Origin of the sequence: Oxalobacter paraformigenes, from assembly GCF_000158475.2 — a bacterium.
GTDB lineage: Bacteria > Pseudomonadota > Gammaproteobacteria > Burkholderiales > Burkholderiaceae_D > Oxalobacter > Oxalobacter paraformigenes.
Window position 1 is genome coordinate 288,433 of record NZ_KI392030.1, and the last position, 20,040, is coordinate 308,472.

At 51.2% G+C, this 20,040-nt stretch carries 16 protein-coding genes; 7 read left to right on the top strand and 9 right to left on the bottom strand.

Annotated features, from left to right (window positions below; genetic code table 11):
- Window positions 1–57: 57 nt before the first annotated feature.
- Both aceF and lpdA read left to right on the top strand, forming a co-directional pair.
- The gene (gene aceF / locus OFAG_RS01330; RefSeq protein WP_005878104.1) at window positions 58–1,380 is read left to right on the top strand and encodes a dihydrolipoyllysine-residue acetyltransferase; all 1,323 of its coding nucleotides are present in this window, start codon (window positions 58–60) and stop codon (window positions 1,378–1,380) included.
- Between the two features lie 87 nt (window positions 1,381–1,467).
- Window positions 1,468–3,204: a dihydrolipoyl dehydrogenase gene (gene lpdA / locus OFAG_RS01335; RefSeq protein WP_005878102.1), complete on the top strand. Its 1,737-nt coding sequence runs from the start codon at window positions 1,468–1,470 to the stop codon at window positions 3,202–3,204.
- Window positions 3,205–3,220: 16 nt separating this feature from the next.
- Here the strand turns inward: lpdA and OFAG_RS01340 are convergent, their stop codons facing one another.
- A complete protein-coding gene (locus OFAG_RS01340; RefSeq protein WP_040719410.1) occupies window positions 3,221–3,934 on the bottom strand; it encodes a pseudouridine synthase in 714 nt (237 codons plus the stop codon).
- Between the two features lie 129 nt (window positions 3,935–4,063).
- A complete protein-coding gene (gene cspE / locus OFAG_RS01345) occupies window positions 4,064–4,267 on the bottom strand; it encodes a transcription antiterminator/RNA stability regulator CspE (protein ID WP_005878100.1) in 204 nt (67 codons plus the stop codon).
- A gap of 330 nt (window positions 4,268–4,597) precedes the next feature.
- On the opposite strand from cspE, the gene clpS reads away from it, so the two are divergent.
- Window positions 4,598–4,906 carry an ATP-dependent Clp protease adapter ClpS gene (gene clpS, locus OFAG_RS01355; RefSeq protein ID WP_040719412.1) on the top strand — a complete coding sequence of 103 codons (309 nt, stop codon included), beginning with the start codon at window positions 4,598–4,600 and terminating at the stop codon, window positions 4,904–4,906.
- Window positions 4,903–7,206, top strand: coding sequence for an ATP-dependent Clp protease ATP-binding subunit ClpA (gene clpA, locus OFAG_RS01360; RefSeq protein ID WP_005878097.1), 2,304 nt, complete (start codon window positions 4,903–4,905; stop codon window positions 7,204–7,206). The genes clpS and clpA overlap by 4 nt, the downstream gene beginning before the upstream one ends.
- Before the next feature lie 55 nt (window positions 7,207–7,261).
- Here clpA and OFAG_RS01365 read toward each other — a convergent pair whose 3' ends face one another.
- Entirely contained in the window at window positions 7,262–8,599 is a 1,338-nt protein-coding gene (locus tag OFAG_RS01365; protein WP_222707668.1) for a 4Fe-4S binding protein, read from the bottom strand.
- 190 nt (window positions 8,600–8,789) lie between these two features.
- Here OFAG_RS01365 and OFAG_RS01370 point away from each other — a divergent pair, with 190 nt between their 5' ends.
- Window positions 8,790–9,623 carry an aldo/keto reductase gene (locus tag OFAG_RS01370; protein WP_005878095.1) on the top strand — a complete coding sequence of 278 codons (834 nt, stop codon included), beginning with the start codon at window positions 8,790–8,792 and terminating at the stop codon, window positions 9,621–9,623.
- Between the two features lies 1 nt (window position 9,624).
- Here the strand turns inward: OFAG_RS01370 and OFAG_RS01375 are convergent, their stop codons facing one another.
- The 3 genes from OFAG_RS01375 to def form a co-directional block, all read right to left on the bottom strand.
- Complete coding sequence (locus tag OFAG_RS01375; protein WP_005878093.1) at window positions 9,625–10,125, bottom strand: SRPBCC family protein; 501 nt, start codon at window positions 10,123–10,125, stop codon at window positions 9,625–9,627.
- 78 nt (window positions 10,126–10,203) lie between these two features.
- Window positions 10,204–11,154 (bottom strand): methionyl-tRNA formyltransferase, encoded by a 951-nt coding sequence (fmt, locus tag OFAG_RS01380; RefSeq protein ID WP_005878091.1) that lies wholly within the window; start codon window positions 11,152–11,154, stop codon window positions 10,204–10,206.
- Window positions 11,151–11,702 (bottom strand): peptide deformylase, encoded by a 552-nt coding sequence (gene def, locus OFAG_RS01385; protein ID WP_005878088.1) that lies wholly within the window; start codon window positions 11,700–11,702, stop codon window positions 11,151–11,153. The genes fmt and def overlap by 4 nt, the downstream gene beginning before the upstream one ends.
- Window positions 11,703–11,931: 229 nt before the next feature.
- On the opposite strand from def, the gene dprA reads away from it, so the two are divergent.
- Together dprA and OFAG_RS01395 are read left to right on the top strand one after the other, a co-directional pair.
- Complete coding sequence (dprA, locus tag OFAG_RS01390; RefSeq protein WP_005878086.1) at window positions 11,932–13,053, top strand: DNA-processing protein DprA; 1,122 nt, start codon at window positions 11,932–11,934, stop codon at window positions 13,051–13,053.
- Window positions 13,054–13,272: 219 nt separating this feature from the next.
- Entirely contained in the window at window positions 13,273–15,891 is a 2,619-nt protein-coding gene (locus OFAG_RS01395; RefSeq protein WP_005878079.1) for a DNA topoisomerase III, read from the top strand.
- 70 nt (window positions 15,892–15,961) lie between these two features.
- Here the strand turns inward: OFAG_RS01395 and OFAG_RS01400 are convergent, their stop codons facing one another.
- From OFAG_RS01400 to OFAG_RS01410, 3 genes are read right to left on the bottom strand one after another with little or no spacing between them, the layout of a single operon-like run.
- A complete protein-coding gene (locus tag OFAG_RS01400) occupies window positions 15,962–16,999 on the bottom strand; it encodes an aldo/keto reductase (RefSeq protein WP_005878077.1) in 1,038 nt (345 codons plus the stop codon).
- 15 nt (window positions 17,000–17,014) lie between these two features.
- Window positions 17,015–17,716 carry a response regulator gene (locus OFAG_RS01405; RefSeq protein ID WP_005878075.1) on the bottom strand — a complete coding sequence of 234 codons (702 nt, stop codon included), beginning with the start codon at window positions 17,714–17,716 and terminating at the stop codon, window positions 17,015–17,017.
- 38 nt (window positions 17,717–17,754) lie between these two features.
- A complete protein-coding gene (locus OFAG_RS01410; protein ID WP_005878073.1) occupies window positions 17,755–20,034 on the bottom strand; it encodes a sensor histidine kinase in 2,280 nt (759 codons plus the stop codon).
- Between the last annotated feature and the right edge of the window lie 6 nt (window positions 20,035–20,040).

A 20,040-nucleotide genomic window follows, 5' to 3' on the forward strand; every position in this document is an offset into this window, starting at 1 on the left:
CAGACTCTTCGATTTGACGTATCGCGTCCGGACAACAGGTCGGAAAGGACAGAAAACATGAGTACAGTAGAAATCAGGGTGCCGGATATAGGGGACTTCAAAGATGTGGAAGTCATCGAGCTGATGGTAAAAGAAGGGGACGAGATCGCGAAGGATCAGTCGCTGGTACTGGTTGAATCGGACAAGGCCAGCATGGAAATCCCCTCGCCGCAAGCTGGCAAAGTAAGAAAAATGCTGGTGAAGCTGGGTGACAAGGTGTCGGAGGGATCAGTTCTGCTTCTTCTGGAAACGGAAAAGGAGCCGGAAAAAGCGCTTTCGGGCGTATCGGCGGATAGGGAAAGGCCGGAGCATCAAACCGTTCCGGAAACGGCGCATTTTCCGGTTGCGGAAAAACTGGAGAAGGCTGCAAAAGAAGCGGGTCTGCCTTTTTATGAAGCCAGTGACGCTTTTCCCGCGCAACGGATGAATCCCGCTTTACCGCATGCATCGCCTTCCGTTCGGAGATATGCTCGTGAACTGGGGGTCGATTTGAGGCAGGTCACAGGCTCAGGCCCGAAAGAAAGGATTCTGAAGGAAGATGTGCAGGCTTATGTCAAAGCGATGCTGAATCGCGACGGTTCGTCCAGCCGATTCGACAGTACCCTGAATTTTCCTCCCTGGCCTTCCCTGGATTTCAGCCAGTATGGGGAAACGGAATTACAACCCCTCTCACGAATCAAGAAAATCAGCGGTCCGAATCTGCACCGGAACTGGGTCATGATCCCACACGTTACCCAGTATGAACAGGCCGATGTTACCGATATCGAAGCTTTCAGGAAAGCGACCAATGAAAAATACCGGGAGGAAGGTGTCAAGCTGACCGTATTGGCGTTCGTCATCAAGGCGTGTGTTGCTGCGCTGAAGAAATATCCCGAGTTCAACGCATCGCTGGATGCGACAGGCGAGAACCTTATATTGAAACATTACTATCATATCGGTTTCGCTGCCGATACCGTGCACGGGCTTGTCGTTCCGGTCGTAAGGGATGCGGACAAAAAAGGACTCTTGCAGATCGCGCGCGAAATGGCGCAACTGGCGTCGCTGGCCAGAGAAGGAAAACTGAACCCGTCTGATATGCAGGGAGCCAGCTTTACCATCACTTCACTCGGGGGGATTGGCGGGACCTATTTCACCCCGTTGATCAATGCGCCTGAAGTCGCGATTGTCGGGCTTTCGCGTATTGCCACACAGCCCGTCTGGGACGGACAGCAATTCCGGCCTCGCCTGATTTTGCCCTTGTCGCTCTCTTACGATCATCGTGTAATTGATGGCGCGCAAGGTGTTCGTTTCGTCACTTATCTGGCGGAAGTGCTTGCCGATATGAAAGAGACGCTTCTTTAGAGAAAGGTATTGCGCAAAACCACAAGAACCGATGAGGCTGATAATCCTTGGAAGACGAAAGCCATAAGGAGCGGGAAGATGAAGACGATGGAAATCAGGGTGCCGGACATAGGGGATTTCAAAGAGGTGGAAGTCATCGAGCTGATGGTAAAAGAAGGGGACGAGATCAGAAAAGACCAGTCGCTTTTGCTGGTTGAATCGGACAAGGCCAGCATGGAAATCCCCTCGCCACAAGCTGGCAAAGTAAGAAAAATGCTGGTGAAGCTGGGTGACAAGGTTTCTGAAGGTTCCGCGCTCCTTTTGCTGGATGCGGAAGAAGCGGCGAAGGAGATTGTTCCTGAAGACCGTTCACGTCAGTCGGATAACCGCTCTCGGGAAAATACCGCTCCTTCAGCGGCAGAAAACCCGACTTTCGTCGAATGCGATACCCTTGTTCTTGGAGCTGGCCCGGGTGGGTATACAGCCGCATTCCGTGCAGCCGATCTGGGGCAAAAAGTCGTGCTGGTGGAGCGGTATCCCGTTTTGGGCGGGGTTTGTCTTAATGTCGGCTGCATACCGTCGAAAGCGCTTCTTCATGCGGCAAAAGTGATTTCCGATGTGCAGGAAATGGCCCATCACGGCATCCGTTATGGAAAACCCGAGATCGATCCGGTGCAACTGAACCGGTGGAAACAGGGCGTGGTCGATAAACTGACTGGTGGCTTGTCCGCTCTGGCGCGGGCACGGAAAATAACAGTATTGCACGGGATCGGGCAGTTTGCCGGAACTCATGAAATGGACGTGACGGGAAAAAACGGACAATGGCGCGTACAGTTCAAAAATGCCATTATCGCTGCCGGTTCGTCCGCTGCGAAATTGCCCGGTTTCCCGTATGGGCATGCCGCGCTTGTCGATTCGACGGGGGCCTTGCAGCTGGACAGCATTCCGGAAAAAATGCTGGTTATCGGGGGCGGAATCATCGGGCTGGAAATGGCGTGCGTATATGATGCATTAGGCGCCAAGGTGACGGTTGCCGAATTTTCGGATGGCCTCATTCCCTCTGCGGACCGGGATGTCGTATTGCCTCTTCTTGACCGGATAAAAAAACGATACGAGGCTGTTCTTGTCCGTACCCGTGTGACGAAACTGGAAGAAGACGGCAAACGGCTGATCGCTACGTTTGATGGAAACAACGCGCCTTCGGAACCGCTGGCGTTCGACCTTGTGCTGGTTGCCGTGGGCCGTCGTCCCAACGGTGCCTCCATTGGGGCGGACAGGGTCGGCGTTTTTGTCGATGAGCACGGATTCATTCCCGTCAACCGGAGACAACAGACGAATGTGCCGCACATTTACGCTATCGGCGATATCTGTGGTGAACCGATGCTGGCTCACAAGGCCAGTTATGAAGGTAAGGTCGCCGCGGAAGTGATTGCCGGACTGAAAACGGAATACGACGCAATGACGGTTCCTTCAGTTGCCTATACCGATCCGGAAATCGCCTGGATGGGATTGACGGAAGAACAGGCGGTGAAACAGGGTATTCCTTATGAAAAGTCCGTTTTTCCCTGGAGTGCTTCAGGACGCGCGTTGACGATGGGACGCCCTGACGGTCTCACGAAGCTGCTGTGGGATAAGAAAACCGGACGTTTGCTGGGCGCGGCCATTGCCGGAACAGGCGCAGGCGAACTGCTTTCGGAAACGACGCTGGCTCTTGAAATGGGCTGCGCTCTGGAAGATATCGCACTGACCGTACATCCGCACCCGTCGCTGTCGGAAACCGTCATGTTTGCGGCCGAAATCGGATTGGGAACGATTGCCGACCTGTACATCCCCGGGAAAAAATAAAGGAATGCATGTGCTTTTAGGCAGGGAAAGGTTCACTCAGCCTTTTCAGGTCGTTCTCATTCAAAAAACGCCAGTGACCGGGTAGCAAGGTTTCTTCCAGAGTAAAACCGCCTATGGCCGAGCGGTGCAGTGTTTCCACTCTGTTGCCTGCCGCCGCAATCATCCGCTTGACCTGATGATATTTTCCTTCCGTAATGGACAGTCGTAAACGGTATTCGTCAATCAGCTGACATGCCAGTGCACTGGTGAGCGTTTTTTCGTCTTTCAACTGAACACCCGTGACCAGTTTTTCAAGCTGGGTGGCTTCGAAAGGAGATACACCTGTAACCGTATAGATTTTTGGAACTTTTTTCCGGGGTGAGGTGTACTGATGAATAAAGTGACCGTCGTCGGTCAGGAGGAGCAATCCGGTAGTATCCTGGTCAAGTCTGCCCACGCATTGCAGTCCCCGCTGGACAAACGGTTCCGGAAGCAGGGCAAATACACTGGGATGGTGCTGCGGTTGACGGGAACATTCGTAACCGGCCGGTTTGTTCAGTACGAGATAGAGTTTCTCGCGGTATTCCCATGTTTCCCCATCGACCCGGAACGCCAGATCGTCCGTTTCAAGCTTCCTGTCCGGATCGGTACAAATTTTACCCGCTATTTCGACGCGATGGCCAAGAACCAGATTTCTGCAGAATTTGCGGCTGCCGAATCCCTGGCTTTGCAGTATCTTTTCCAGTGTCATGCTCATGCAAGCATTGTAAAAGAATTTCAGGCTTTCAACTTGAAAAACGATTTTGTGTCATTATATGGGTTGCAGGCAATAAAAAACCCCACAACTTGTGGGGTTTCCGGGCTTGATCCAATGCAGGAATTACACGGATTGGATGTTGGAAGCCTGTTTGCCTTTTGGGCCCTGGGTGACTTCAAATTGAACCTTTTGACCTTCTTTCAAGGTTTTGAAGCCACTCATATTAATTGCGGAGAAATGAGCGAACAAATCCTCACCTCCGTCTTCCGGGGTAATGAAACCGAAGCCTTTAGAATCGTTAAACCACTTAACTGTACCAGTTGCCATAAAAGAGGGTCTTTCTATAAAAACGCATTATACTCACGAAACCATCGGAAAAAATTGAATTTGTTCCGACCCAGTCCTTTTCTTTTCTTACGGCTGACAAAAGCGGGACCTTGCCCTTATCAACGAGTCCATTGTTGGCATAAAGGTAGGCAAAGTCAAGCAATTTTCCCAAAAAAGGATGGATTCTTGATATATGCTAAAAATTTGATGGCAGCCGTACAACCGGCAAAAGGTGACAAGCTGCACGAACAGGCAAAAACACGTATTATCAAATCTGAACTTTGCGCTTGCGCACAAGGAAAAATATTTAGTCGAGATAAAGTAGAAGCAATGGTTACTCAGCAGGGAAACGAGGTATTTCTCGAGGAAACAGCAACTGTTTTGAAACCGCCCCCGATGTACAGGGTATTGCTCCTGAATGACGATTTCACGCCGATGGATTTCGTGATTTTCGTGTTGCAGGAGTATTTTCATAAAAATGCGGAAATGGCTACCCGGATTATGCTGAAAGTGCACCGTGAAGGCAAAGGTGTATGCGGCATTTTCCCGAAAGATATCGCGAACACGAAAGTGGAACAGGTAATAAGACATGCCCGTCAGGAAGGGCATCCTTTGCAATGCACGATGGAGGAAGCATGATTGCGCAGGAATTGGAAGTCAGCTTGCATATGGCCTTTGTAGAGGCGCGTCAGGCACGGTATGAATTCATAACAGTCGAGCATTTGCTTTTGGCTTTGCTGGACAATCCTTCGGCGTCCGAAGTATTGAGAGCGTGCAATGCCAATCTGAACGAGCTCAGAAAGATGCTTGGTGATTTTATCAGGGACAACACACCGGTTGTTCCCGGTACAGGAGAAGTGGATACACAGCCCACACTGGGTTTTCAAAGAGTCATCCAGCGGGCGATTATGCATGTCCAGTCCGCCTCGAACGGTAAAAAGGAAGTGACAGGCGCCAATGTACTGGTTGCCATTTTTGGCGAAAAGGATTCGCATGCCGTTTATTATCTGCACCAGCAGGGCGTAACGCGTCTGGATGTGGTCAATTTCATTTCCCACGGCGTTCGCAAAAACACTCAGCAGGACACGCCCAAACAGACTGAAGGCGCAGAAGAAATCCAGAACGATGCGGTTGCCGGCAAGGACTCGCCGCTGGATCTTTATACCCAGAATCTCAATCGGGAAGCCGCTGTCGGCAGAATTGATCCCCTGATCGGCCGGGACGAGGAAATTGACCGTGTCATTCAGGTGTTGTGCCGCCGGCGCAAAAACAATCCATTGCTCGTTGGGGAAGCCGGTGTTGGCAAAACGGCCATTGCGGAAGGGCTTGCCTGGCGCATCACGCAAAAGAACGTGCCCGAAGTATTGGAGAATGCGGTCGTTTACGCGCTCGATATGGGAGCGCTTCTGGCAGGGACCAAATACCGTGGCGATTTTGAGCAGCGGCTGAAAGCGGTATTGAAACAGCTGGACGACAATGCCGGTTCCATCCTCTTTATCGACGAAATTCATACCATTATCGGTGCGGGATCGGCTTCGGGCGGTACGCTGGATGCGTCCAACCTTTTGAAACCGGCCTTGTCGAGCGGCAAGCTCAAGTGTATCGGGGCGACGACATTTGCCGAATTCCGTAACGTTTTCGAAAAAGATCATGCTTTGGCACGCCGTTTCCAGAAAATTGACATCAACGAACCGACGGTCGAGCAGACGGTACAAATATTGCGCGGATTGAAATCCCGTTTCGAGGATCACCACAACGTCAAGTATTCCGTTTCGGCACTGATTACGGCAGCGGAATTGTCTGCCCGTTTTATCAATGATCGCCACCTGCCCGACAAGGCAATTGACGTGATTGATGAAGCGGGTGCGGCTCAACGCGTGTTGCCGAAGTCAAAGCAGAAAAAGACGATTGGAAAAGCTGAAATCGAAGACATTATTTCAAAGATCGCCCGCATTCCCCCACAGACAGTCAATCAGGACGACCGGAGCAAATTGCAAAATCTCGAACGAGACCTTAAAAATGTCGTGTTCGGACAGGATGCCGCGATTGATGCCCTGTCGGCCAGTATCAAAATGGCGCGGGCAGGTCTTGGCAAGACGGACAAACCGATCGGAGCCTTTCTTTTTTCAGGCCCGACAGGGGTGGGAAAAACGGAAGTGGCCCGACAGCTTGCTTTCGCTCTCGGTATTGACCTGATCCGTTTTGACATGTCTGAATATATGGAGCGCCATGCGGTCAGTCGTATGATCGGCGCGCCGCCGGGGTATGTCGGTTTCGATCAGGGTGGCCTGTTGACGGAAGCCATTACCAAAAAACCGCATGCGGTCTTATTGCTGGACGAAATTGAAAAAGCCCATCCCGATATTTTCAGTATCCTCTTGCAGGTGATGGATCATGGTACCTTGACCGATAATAACGGACGGAAGGCCGATTTCCGCAATGTCGTCATTATCATGACGACCAACGCAGGCGCGGAAAGCCTTCAGAGATCGACCATGGGCTTTACCAATCAAAAGGAGAGCGGTGATGAAATGGTCGATATCAAGCGCATGTTTACGCCTGAATTCCGAAACCGGCTTGATGCGATTATCAGTTTCAGGCCGCTGAATGAAGAAATCATTTTGCGCGTTGTCGATAAATTCCTGATGCAACTGGAAGAGCAGTTGCATGAAAAGAAAGTCGATGTCGTCTTTACAGAGGCTTTGCGCCGTATGCTGGCGAAAAGAGGATTCGATCCCTTGATGGGCGCGCGTCCGATGTTGCGACTGATACAGGATCTTATCCGGAAGGCGCTCGCGGATGAACTTCTGTTCGGTCGGCTGGTGGCGGGGGGCGCTGTTGTCGTCGATACGGACGACAGGGATGAAATCCGTCTGGAGTTTCCCGAAAAAGTACCGGAAAGCGTACCGGAAAACAATGCCTTGCAGCTTGAACAATAAACATTTTCCGGCCCGAAAAAGCCTGTCGAAGAGACAGGCTTTTTTCATGAACTTTTTACCCCAACCACAGATAATTCAGCAAAACGAGAGGGAGGCAATAGATCAGCGTGGCGATAACATTTTTCGTGGAAAAGTGTTGCATGATGACTTTGATACCCAGCCAGAATGACAAAACAGTCCCAAGCGCCAGTACAGCGGTTTCGAAAAAAGGAACCCACGGAAGAGAAAAACCGTATTCCTGCCACACCGAGGCACCGAGGCGGCACAACCCCAGAAAAATGCCCCAGCCGGCAAGCGGAATCAGGCAAAAAGACAGGTGTTTCCAGGAAACGCGGTTTTCTGAAATCCGGCTTGCCAGACAGAGGAAGCCGTAAACCAGCAGGCTGACCATGGTTCCTGTCAAGACGATAAAAGCAAGACGATACAGGCTGGCGGGGCTGCTTGAGAGCCACCATGGCGGCTTGAAATGAAGCGGCAAGTCCAGAAACTTGACCATTTCCATAAATTGCTCATGCAAACTGCTTTGTGCCCATGCCAGGGAAAGGGTAACAATACCCATGATTCCCCAGACCAACAGAAAAGCGTCCGTACCGGAAACCGTTTTGTCTCTTGCGGAAACGATCTCGATGGAAAAAGGTCTGGCGGCCAGTTCCACCGCATCACGGTAACCGTTGCACCGGCCGCAGGCGTGACAGGCGGAAGCACTTTGCATCTGCCGGATATTAATCAGTGGCGCGCAGTTGATGCGTTTCGGCGGCCCGGAAAAGCGTTTCCATTTTTCCCGGTTCACCCGAAAGTGGATGGGCGCTATTTTTGAAAGCAGACCGAAGAAACCGTTTCCGGGGCATAAATACATGCACCAGATCCGCTTGCTGTTCCCATAAAGATAGCCCGTCAGCAGTGCCATACAGGTAGGGATGCCCAGTAAAACCAGCGTTGCGGGATAATTCTCGTAAAAGCCGGTTGATTGTCCATACAAGGTCGTGCCGACCAGCATGGTACAGGGCCACCCTTGCCAGCGGATCCATCGGGGTATGGAGCCTTTTTTCCCATGTCCGCTGATAAATTCGGTCAGTGTTCCGTCCGGGCAGAAAATACCGCACCAGAACCGCCCGCCCAGCATCATGCTCAATACGATCAACGGCCAGCCGATTCCCCAGAACACCAGCCGGGAAAACCGGCTGAATTCCGGCAATGGAAACAGCGCAGGAAGGAGCAGCAGGGAAAAATAGATGAAAACCATTGTCCACTGAATACGGGAAATGCCGATCGGGTGACGCGCCAGGGCATTGCCGAAACGGGCCAGCCGATTTTTTGCTTCATTTTGGGTATATTCGACAGAAAATGGCCTTTCCGGCAAGGGAGAGGGCTGGCCGGATGCTGAAATTTTCATTTCAGCGGGCATGGCTTTGTCTGGGCACTCTTTTTTACTCACTTTTGTCAAGCCGTGTTTTCAGGGTTCTTGTCCTTACCGGAGAAGCGGTGCAATAATGCATGCCATGTACGGAAAGCGGCTTCGGCACTGGAACAGGAAAGTCTTGCCGGGTCCGGATTGATAAACGTTTATTTCAGGGAATTGCATTATGCCTTCACATGTTATCACCTTGCGAAATGGTATCACGATGCCGACACTGGGGCAGGGGACCTGGTTTATGGGAGAGTCTTCATCGGCAAAAAAAGATGAAGTCGCCGCGCTGCAAAAAGGAATCGATCTGGGTATGACGCTGATTGATACGGCGGAAATGTACGCCTCAGGCGGTGCTGAAAAAGTAACGGGCGAAGCCATTGCCGGAAGGCGCGACAAGGTGTTTCTGGTCAGCAAGGTGTTGCCGGGCAATGCCAGCAGAAAGGGAACGATTGCCGCTTTTGAACGGAGCCTTCAGCGGCTGAAAACGGATTATCTCGATTTGTATTTGCTGCACTGGCGGGGAGGCTATCCGCTGGATGAAACGTTCGAAGCCATGGAAAGACTGCTTGATGCCGGCAAGATACGCGCCTACGGCGTTTCCAATTTCGATCTGGACGACATGCGGGAAGCATCCCGTTACGATAACGGCCACATCTGTGTCAATCAGGTATTGTACAACCTGGCGTCAAGAGGTATTGAATGGGATTTGCTTCCCTGGCAAAAGAACCACAATATTCCTGTCATGGCGTATTCTCCGCTTTACCAGACTCGTCTTTTGAGGAGCCCGGAGCTGAAACAGGTTGCCCAGGAATTATCCATTACACCGGCGCAACTGGCATTGGCCTGGCTTTTGCATCAGGGAACGGTACCGATTCCCAAATCGTCCAGCGTCAAGCGCGTTGAAGAAAACCGCAAGGCCTGGGATATCACGCTTGAGCAGGGCGTTCTGGATAAACTGGATGCTGTTTTCCCGCCGCCGGATCGCAAAATGCCCCTTGATGTTCTGTAATCTAGGAAGACAAGGGCATATCCGTGTCTGTTGCAGGGCCGTTCAAACGGCCCTGTGCCGCAAACTGGCGTATAAGCCGGATCGAATCAATATCGGTTTCCTTGTAGGCAGAACGCCGGAAATCGTTGTACATGGCTTCGGCGCCCTCATCCGGTGCGGAATCCTCATAGATGAACCGGACAAAAAAGCGTCCCGGAAAGGGTTCGTCAATCGAAATTTCGAGCTTCGATTCGATAATTTCACCTTGTGCCGGAATGTAAAACGACAACTTCTGCATGGGAACGAATTCGACCTTGTCGTTTACCCTGAATTTTCCGAAATTCAGGATTCGTGAAATGGCATGGTCGGATTCCTCGACTATTTCGAACGAATCCATGTGCGGAATGAACAAGGTCGGCTCTTTGGCACGCAAGAGCAAGCCATGCCACAGTTGTTTCCGGTCCAGTATGTCGGTGCGCGGATCGTCAAAATTGTTGATCTCGATCAGATGTTCAAATTTCATGGAAATACAGGATCAGGTTGATGGGAGCCACTACCCGGCCGGCTGGCCGTTGGCTTTGGGAATGATAATGGAGATGGTTCATTCAAAACAGCCGTTTTCAAAAGAGAACCCTTTTATGAATTCGGCAGCAGACAGACGTTTCCCTCCCGGTTTCTGCAATTCGAGTATTCTTACAGAATCTTCGACGCAACCGACAACAATGCCGCTTTCGTTGACAGAAACGATCTGCCCGGCTTTTGTTCCGGGATAGCTTCCTGCGTTTTCCGCCTTCCATATCTTGATTGGAATATTCCGGTATTTCGCGATACATCCCGGAAAAGGATCGAAAGCCCGTATCTTGTTGACAATTTCAGTGGCGGAAAAAGTGAAGTTTACAGTCGCTTCTTCCTTCCTGATTTTTGCCGCGTAAATCGCGGCATCTTCGTCCTGTACCGTAAAACGGGCAGAGTTCTCCGCAAGCTGGTTCAGAGCGGACAAAATCAGCCGGCTTCCCAAATCGGCCAGTTTGTCGTGGAGCCGGGAAGCGTTATCGTCTTTTTCAATGGCAACAGTTTCTTTGAGCAGAACCGGTCCCGTGTCGAGTCCTTCTTCCATCTGCATGATGGAAACGCCGGTTTTTTCATCGCCCGCTTCAATCGCGCGCTGAATCGGTGCGGCGCCCCGCCATCTCGGAAGAAGCGATGCATGAATGTTCAGGCAACCGTATTTCGGCAGTTCGAGGAATACTTTTGGCAGAATAAGACCATAGGCAACCACGACCATCACATCCGGTTCGATCCGGGCGATCCGTTCATACACTTTTTTCGCTTCTTCGCCATGCCGGCCATCCAGTCGCAAGGAAACGGGTTGTTCGACGGGAATGCCCTCTGACACGGCCAGTTTCTTGACAGCCGAAGCCTGCAATTTCATGCCTCGACCGGATGGGCGGTCAGGTTGTGTCAGGACAAGTCCGATTTGATGTCCGGCTCGGACAAGGGCATTCAATGCGGTACTGGCGAATTCAGGCGTTCCGGCAAAAACAATTTTCATCGTTTGTTTCCCTGTTTCTTCACATTCGCTCCGGTCACGCTTTTTTTCTGTTCCCTTTCTTCCTTGAGCAGTTTTTTCTTGATCCGGTTTCGTTTCATGGGAGAAAGATAATCCACAAACACGCGTCCTTTCAGATGATCTATTTCATGTTGGACACAAACGGCCAGCAAACCTTCGGCTTCCATTTCGAATGCCTTGCCATCCACGTCCTGTGCCCGAACCGTGACTCTGGCCGGACGTTCGATTTCATCGTAAATGCCGGGAAGCGAAAGACATCCTTCTTCGAAAAGGGTTTTTTCCTCGCTTGCCTTAATGATTTGGGGGTTGATGAACACGTGCAGTTCGTTGCGTTTCTCCGACACGTCAATAACCACGACCTGGCGGTGAGCATTGACCTGGGGTGCGGCCAGCCCGACGCCAGGGGCTTCATACATTGTTTGAGCCATGTTTTCAACCAGCGTTTTCAGCTCGGAATCAAACGAAGTAACAGGACGGGACGGTTTCAACAAGCGCGGGTCAGGGTAGCGCAAAATGGGTAAACGTGCCATTTGTTCTTTATCAGATGCAACAATCGGATGGAGAATCTTGCCAGAGGGAATTTTCCTAGGCAGAATCTGGATGAAAAGGCTATATTTTATATTTCCCGCAATGAAAATACAGGATGCCGGAATAATAGCGAAGTTGAAAGTTTAGCATAGCCCTTCTTTTTGTGTAGGAACATGGCGTTTCTTTCAGCAAGAGAGAAGTTTTGATTTCAGTTCATATGGAAAGCCGACATTGAGTAAAACGATCCCTTATGATAAAGAAGAACTGGCAGCCTGGATTCGTCTTGTCCTGACTCCCGGCATCGGTATCCGGACGGCACACAAAATGCTGACGGCTTACGGTTTGCCCCAAAACATTTTCATGACGTCTTACCGGGAACTTCAGCGAATCGTGTCACCGCAAATTGCGGACGCCATTTATGCGCCTGTTCCCGAAGCGATTACGGAACAGATTGAAAAGACACAAAAGTGGCTTGAGGAACCGGGTAATGCCATTTTAACCTTGTCCGACAGCAATTATCCGGGATTGCTTCTTGAAATTCCCGATCCACCGCTTATGCTTTACGTAAAAGGCAGGGTGGAGTTGTTGTCGTCGCCATCCATCGCCATCGTAGGAAGCCGGAATGCTACGGCACAGGGTCGCATGGATGCCAAGGAATTCGCCCGTTCCCTGAGCGAATCGGGGCTGACTATTATTTCCGGTCTGGCGCTGGGAATCGACGCGGCGGCCCATCGTGGTGGCCTGAAAGGCAAGGGTTCCACCATTGCCGTTGTCGGTACGGGAGCCGATATCGTCTATCCTGCCCGAAATCGGGAACTTGCCCTCCAGATTGCGGAAGAAGGCTGCGTTATCAGCGAGTTCCCCTTGGGAACGGGCCCTCTTGCCTCGAACTTTCCACGGCGAAATCGCGTTATCAGCGGTTTGTCAGGCGGCATCCTGGTTGTGGAAGCCGCTGCCAGATCGGGTTCATTGATAACCGCCAAAACAGCTATCGATCAGGGACGCGATGTCTTCGCTATTCCGGGTTCGATTCATTCTCCCTTATCCCGTGGCTGTCACGAATTGATACGTCAGGGAGCCAAACTGGTTGAGACTTCTCAAGACGTTCTGGAAGAATTGAAACACTATAATAGTGTCTCTGAATCATCTGACCGAAAGATGGAACCTGAAAATACCTCACTGCAGGAAGACATTCTTTTACAGATGGGGTTTGATCCGGTGGATTCCGATACCTTGTGCGAGCGATGTGAAATTGATGCCGCCTCTTTGAATGTGGAGTTGCTCAGTCTGGAACTGGCCGGTGAAGTGGAGAGTCTGGCAGGGGGATTTTATCGCCGACTGGTCAAGCGTTGACTGCATTGCCACTGCATCAGAAAAGCCTTGTTCAGTCAGTATAACGGACAAGTCACATGTTGGTAAAAGATAAAAATTCCCGTTTTATTTTCAGACATTGAATCGTTTGCTTGCAGAGGGCAGCCTTCTCACATTATCATTTCCCGCTCTGTGTCCCGATGATTCATTGTTTGAAATGGCATTTCTCTCTTTCAACTTCCCTTTACGAGTTTCGTTTTTATGACCAAAACGCTCATCATTGCCGAAAAACCGTCTGTCGCAAATGACATCGCGAAAAGTCTGGGCGGTTTTACCAAACAGGGTGATTACTTCGAGTCGGATCAATACGTCCTGACTTCGGCAGTCGGACATCTGTTGGAAATCAGGGCGCCGGAAGAGTACGAAGTCAAGCGCGGTAAATGGAGTTTTGCCAATTTGCCCGTCATTCCCCCCAGTTTTGCGCTGGAACCAATTGCCAAAACGGAACCCAGACTTAAAATGTTGAGCCGGCTAATCCGGAGAAAAGACATTACTGCCATTGTCAATGCATGCGATGCCGGCCGTGAAGGCGAGTTGATTTTCAGGCTGATTGCCCAGTATACCAAGGCAAAACAGCCTATCAAACGCTTGTGGCTGCAATCCATGACGCCGGCAGCCATCCGTGACGGTTTCAAACGTTTGCGGGATGATGAGGAAATGCTTCCGCTGGCCAGAGCGGCACGCAGCCGTTCGGAAGCGGATTGGCTGATCGGCATCAACGGCACCCGTGCCATGACGGCTTTCAACTCGAAAGAAGGGGGATTCTTTCTGACTACCGTTGGACGGGTTCAGACACCGACGCTTTCAATCGTCGTCCAGCGTGAAGAAAAGATCAAAAGTTTTGTCTCAAGAGATTATTGGGAGGTAAGAGCCGAGTTTGTCTGCGCGAAAGGCGTTTATGAAGGCCGCTGGCTTGATTCCCATTTCAAAAAAGACGGGGCCGATCCCGAAAAAAGGCCGGAACGACTGTGGAGCCGCGCTGCTGCCGAGTCGATTGTTACTGCCTGTCTGGGCAAAGATGGAAAGGTTACCGAAGAATCGAAACCGACGACATCTCTTTCCCCGGCCTTGTTCGATTTGACCAGCTTGCAGCGAGAAGCCAACGCCCGCTTCGGTTTTTCCGCCAAAAATACGCTTTCACTCGCTCAGGCGCTTTATGAAAAACACAAGGTTTTGACTTACCCGCGAACGGATTCCCGCCATTTGCCGGAAGATTATCTGCAAACCAGTATGCAGACTCTGGAAAGTCTGAAGGAAAACGCAAATTATCAGACATTCGCTTCACAGATTCTGGAAAGTCGCTGGGTTCGACCTAACAAGCGAATATTCGACAATAAGAAAATATCGGATCACTTCGCCATTATTCCTACCACACAGTTGCCGAAAAATCTGTCCGAACCCGAACAGAAACTGTACGATCTCGTTACGCGCCGGTTCATGGCGGTGTTTTTTCCGGCTGCCGAGTTTCTCGTCACTACCCGGTTTACCGAAGTAGCCGGTCATCGTTTCAAAAGTGAAGGGCGGGTTATGACCAGCCCGGGATGGCTCGCCATTTATGGAAAGGAAATGCCGGCCGCAGGCAAGAATGCCGATAACGATCGCCTGCTGGTTCCGGTATCGCCGGGCGAAACCGTCTTGACCGATAAAGTCCTGATCGATGATATGGCAACAAAACCGCCCGCACGTTATACGGAAGCGACATTGCTTTCGGCTATGGAAGGCGCCGGCAAACTGGTCGAGGATGAACTGCGCGAAGCGATGAAGGACAAGGGGCTCGGTACGCCGGCAACGCGTGCTGCTATTATTGAAGGGCTTTTGAGCGAGAAATATCTTTTGAGAGAAGGGCGGGAGCTTATTCCGACGCCTAAAGCGTTTCAGCTTATGACGTTGCTAAAGGGCCTGGGTGTCAAGGAATTGACCTTGCCCGAGCTGACAGGAGAGTGGGAATTCAAACTGTCTCAAATGGAAAAAGGGCAGATAAGTCGCGAAGAATTCATGCAGCAGATTGCCAGAATGGCACAGGTAATCGTCAAACGGGCCAAAGAGTACGATGAAGACACGATCCCGGGCGATTATGCCATCCTGCAAACGCCGTGTCCGAAATGCGGCGGCGAAGTTCGTGAAAATTACCGTCGTTTCGCCTGTACGCAGTGCGATTTTTCCATCAGCAAAACACCGGGAAGCCGACAGTTTTCCATTCCCGAAGTCGAAGAATTGCTTGGAAACGGCCAGATCGGCCCGTTGCAGGGATTCCGTTCGAAAATGGGACGTCCTTTTGCCGCCATTCTGAAAATTGTGCCGGATGCTGACAAGGATAATTTCAAACTGGAATTCGATTTTGGCCAGCCACAGGAAGAGGAGGCTGGAACTGCGGATTTTTCCGGCAAGATTCCTGTTGGAAATTGCCCGAAATGCGCAGGAAAAATTTATGAGTCCGGTTTGTCCTACATTTGTGAAAATACGGTGGCACAGCCTAAAAGTTGCGATTTCCGGAGTGGTCGTATCATTCTTCAGCAGGAAATAGTCCCGGAACAGATGGCAAAGTTGTTGAATGACGGACAGACCGATCTGCTGACGGGCTTTGTTTCCCAGCGAACTCACCGGCCTTTCAAGGCTTATCTCGCTTTGGGAAAAGAGGGAAAGGTCAGTTTCAAGTTCGAAGAAACGGCGGTGAAAGCATCCTCCGCAAAGAAAAAAGCGACGACGGCCAGCAAAACGAAAAGCTCCGCTAAAGCGGCCGATACCGCCAGGGAAAAAACAGCGGTGAAAAAAACAGCAGCCCGGAAAACATCGGCAAGGAAAGCGAAAACCGAGGAATGATTCCGTTTCACGCTTTTCCGAAAACCGAAAAGGAGGCTTGAAAGCCTCCTTTTTTTGGGTAATGCATTGGTCAACGGTGTCCAAGTACCGGATGGGGCTGGTACGGCTTTTCAAGTTCGGCGATTTCTTCTTCAGACAGTTTGACCGTTGTCGCCGAAACGGCTTCGTCCAGTTGGGGCAGTTTTGAGGTGCCGACGATTGGAGCCGTAACGCCCTTGTGAAGCAACCAGGCGTAAGCGACCTGTGCATTGGAAAGGCCGCGCTGGCTGGCTACTTTATTAAGGGCGTTCACGACATCGAAATCGGCGTCGGAATAAAAGACGCGGAGTGCCATTTCATCCGTTTTGGCACGTGACGTGGCTGAATTGTTTTTGGATGCGTCCCTGTCGTCCGGTTTGCGGTTCCCGGCCAGAAATCCGCGAGCCAGGGGGCTCCAGGGAATCAAGCCGATGCCCTGATCCTTGCAGAGAGGGATCATTTCCCTTTCTTCTTCTCGGTATGCAAGATTGTAGTGGTTTTGCATGGAGATGAAACGGGACCAGTTGTGTTCTTTGGCAACTTGCTGCGCTTTGGCGAATTGCCAGGCCCACATGCTGGAGGCACCGATGTAACGGACTTTTCCGGATCTGACCACATCGTTAAGCGCTTCCATGGTCTCTTCAATCGGTGTCGATGGATCCCAGCGGTGGATCTGGTAAAGGTCGATGTAATCGGTACCCAGCCGCTTGAGAGAGGCGTCCACGGCAGCAAACAGGTGTTTTCTCGACAATCCGCTGGTGTTGGGAGGAATTTTCTGCGCACTGGCTGAGGCCGCATCGGCCGATATGTCGTCTGAAACGTGAAAATAAACCTTGGTCGCGATAACGATTTCCTCGCGTTTTGCATATTCCTTCAACAGTTTGCCTGTCAATATCTCGGACAGACCGTTGGAATAAAGATTGGCGGTATCGAAAAAATTGATGCCGGCTTCAACGGCACGACGGATAAACGGACGGGATGCGGATTTGTCCAGAACCCAGGGGCGCCATTTTGGCGAGCCATAAGTCATCATGCCCAGACAAATACGCGATACTTTCAATCCGCTTGATCCGAGATTGACGTATTCCATCAGTTGTCCTTTCGTTTAATTGTGTTTTTTGGGCGCCTTGACCGGTTCGACACCCAGCTGTTTCAGCTTGCGGTAAAGGTGAGTGCGTTCGAGCCCTGTTTTTTCCGCGACACGGGTCATGCTTCCGCCTTCCTGAGCCAGATGGTGTTCGAAGTAGATCCGTTCAAACATGTCCCTGGCTTCCCGCAGCGGCAAGTCAAACGATAAAAGAGCGGTATTGATCGTGCTTGAATTGTTTATGACGGGTGCAGGCGCCTGAACCGGGACATTGCCTGTCGTTATGCCCGTTCGGAGTTCACTGGCGGGTGCCGGCTGTTGCGCGATAGTGACGGGAATCGGCCTGTTTTTTTCCTGATGGCGTGCCAGACCCTGCTGAACAGCCTGGAGAAGCTTTTGGAGGGCGATTGGTTTTTCAAGAAAATTCATGGCCCCGATACGGGTCGCTTCAACCGCTGTATCGATTGTCGCGTGTCCGGACATCATGATAACCGGCATTGTCAGATAACCGTCTCTTTGCCACTCTTTCAATAAAGTGACGCCGTCGGTGTCGGGCATCCAGATATCGAGTAAAACCAGATCGGGTGTTTCAGCGGCCCTGGCTTCCCGGGCCTGTTGTGCATTTTCAGCCGTTTGTACGACGTGACCTTCATCGGAGAGAATTTCCGAAAGCAGTTCACGTATTCCCATTTCATCGTCGACTACCAGAATATTTGCCATATCTTAAAATCTTGAATATTTGTTACTTTCCTTCGTTTCTAGCTAAGAGCTTCATCCATTTCAGGTAAAGCCAGTTGCAGGAAAAGAATGGAAACTTTTGCTCCGTTTGTATCTGACCGGTTTTGTACGTCAATACGTCCGCCGTGTTCATCAATTATTTTTTTGACCATCGCCATACCCAGGCCGGTACCGCGTTCTTTAGTCGTGATGTAGGGCTCGAAAATACGCGACAGTATTTTTTGTGCGAACCCTGGTCCATTATCCATGACAGAAAGTCGAACTGCAATGCAGATTTGGCCCGAAGCGTCCTGATAATGAACTTTTTCCGTAATTAATTCGATACAAGGCGTATAGGGCACTCCGTTTTGAATTTCGCCAACGGCGTCCTGCGCGTTTTGCAGCAGATTGTGGATGACCTGCCGGAGTTGGGTCTCATCGCCCATAATCTTGGGCAAGTTGTCGGCAAGACGGGTGTGGATGATCTCGTGAGAATCGCCTCCCGCATACAAATGAACGATATCTTCAGCCAGCGCATTGAGATCCAGGGGTTTAAGGAACGCCGGCGGTGTTTTGGCGAAGTTCCGGAAATCGTTCACCATCTGTTTCATGGAAGTGACCTGATTGACAATGGTATCGGTACTTTTTTTCAGGATGGCGGCGTCCTGCTCGGAAAGTTTGTCGTGCAGTTTCATCTGCAACCGTTCTGCCGAAAGCTGAATGGGGGTCAGCGGATTTTTGATTTCGTGCGCCAGCCTTCTTGCCACCTCGCCCCAGGCGATGGAACGTTGCGCGGAGATGACTTCTGTTATGTCATCGAAAACGACAATATACCGGTTTTCATGGTTTACCAGATGAGAGGAGCCGCGTGCCAGCAAGGTGATGGCGGATTCATTGGCGGTATCCGGATCATGCGGAATCTCGATCTGCTGCTGCCAGTGGAGATCATCGGAACGGTTGTTTGCAGCGGCCTGTGCCGAGAGTTGCGAGAAGGCTTTGGTAATAGCGTCCCCAAAAACGGAAAGCCCGTCGATTTTCGACAGTTCCCGCCCGATAAGCGGTGTCAGGTCGTGTCTCAGGATGCGGGTAACGGGATCGTTAAAACCGACCAGTTTGAATTCATGGTCAAGAACGATCACGCCGGCAGACATGTTCGCCAGAACCGACTCGAGATAGACTTTTGCCGCTTCCAGATCGGCGCGGCTTTTTTCTGCCTGTGCCCGCGCTTCCGCAAGCTGATGGGTCATGGCGTTGAAAGACTGGGTCAGTGTGCCCAGTTCATCGGAACTGGACACAATGGGGCGAGGGGACAGGTTGCCTTCCGAGACCGCTTTGGTTCCCTGGGCCAGCAAAAGCAAGGGTCTGGCCAGATTGGACGCTATCTGGAAGGCGCTGGCAATAGCCCCGAAGATGGCCAGCAGCAAGGTGAGCGACAAAGTGACAATGTAGATTTTGCGAAGTCCCGATCTTGAAAGGGAACGAATCTGATATTCACTGTAGGCAGCCCGCAGGGCTTCCGCATTGTTTGCCACATTTTCAGGCATTTTCTGCAGCAATTGCAGGTAATACGGCTCGTTTTGCAGGGAAATCGACAAGTTGTGGGCAGGAATGGCGACAATGACGCGGATAAGCAAATCGGCTTCCTGCAAATCGGCCGTTGACGGATCGTCGATTTCGCCTTCGATAGCCGCATAATGCGACATCATGTGAACCTGTCTCAACATGGCGACAGTCGGAAGATCAGGCAATAGGGAGGTATTGGCCGTGCCCGATGCCGCGATCAGGTGTCCCTTGTTGTTGACGATAACGGCTTCAATACCGTCCTTTTCGTTCCTGAAACGCGTAAGCAGGATGGTTTGTTCGGAAAGAGGCAGTACAGCCAGCTCGTTTGCCAGATGACTGGCCTGAAGCGTCAGTTCTTCTTTTGACGTCTCCAGAACGGACTGTGCCAGTTTGACCCCGGAGTCAAGTGCGGATTCAACGCGTACGTCAAACCAGGACTCGATGGAGCGCGAGACAAACTGGACGGAAACCACATAGATGATCGCACCGGGCAATATCCCCATCAGCGCGAACAGAACGACCAGCTTGGTCATCAGTTTTGAACCGAACTTGCCCCGCCTGTACCGGTTTACCAGACGAATCAGCATCCAGACGACCAGAATCAGAAGTGCAAAAGCGACAAGAATGTTCACTCCGACGAGCCACGAATAATTTTTGTCGAAAAAATCCGTGTTTTCAGAAGCGGAGGCGAGCAAAAAGAGCAAAATGCTCATAATGGCGCCGCCGACAATCCAGAGATAACGTAAAACGCGAGTCACTTTTGA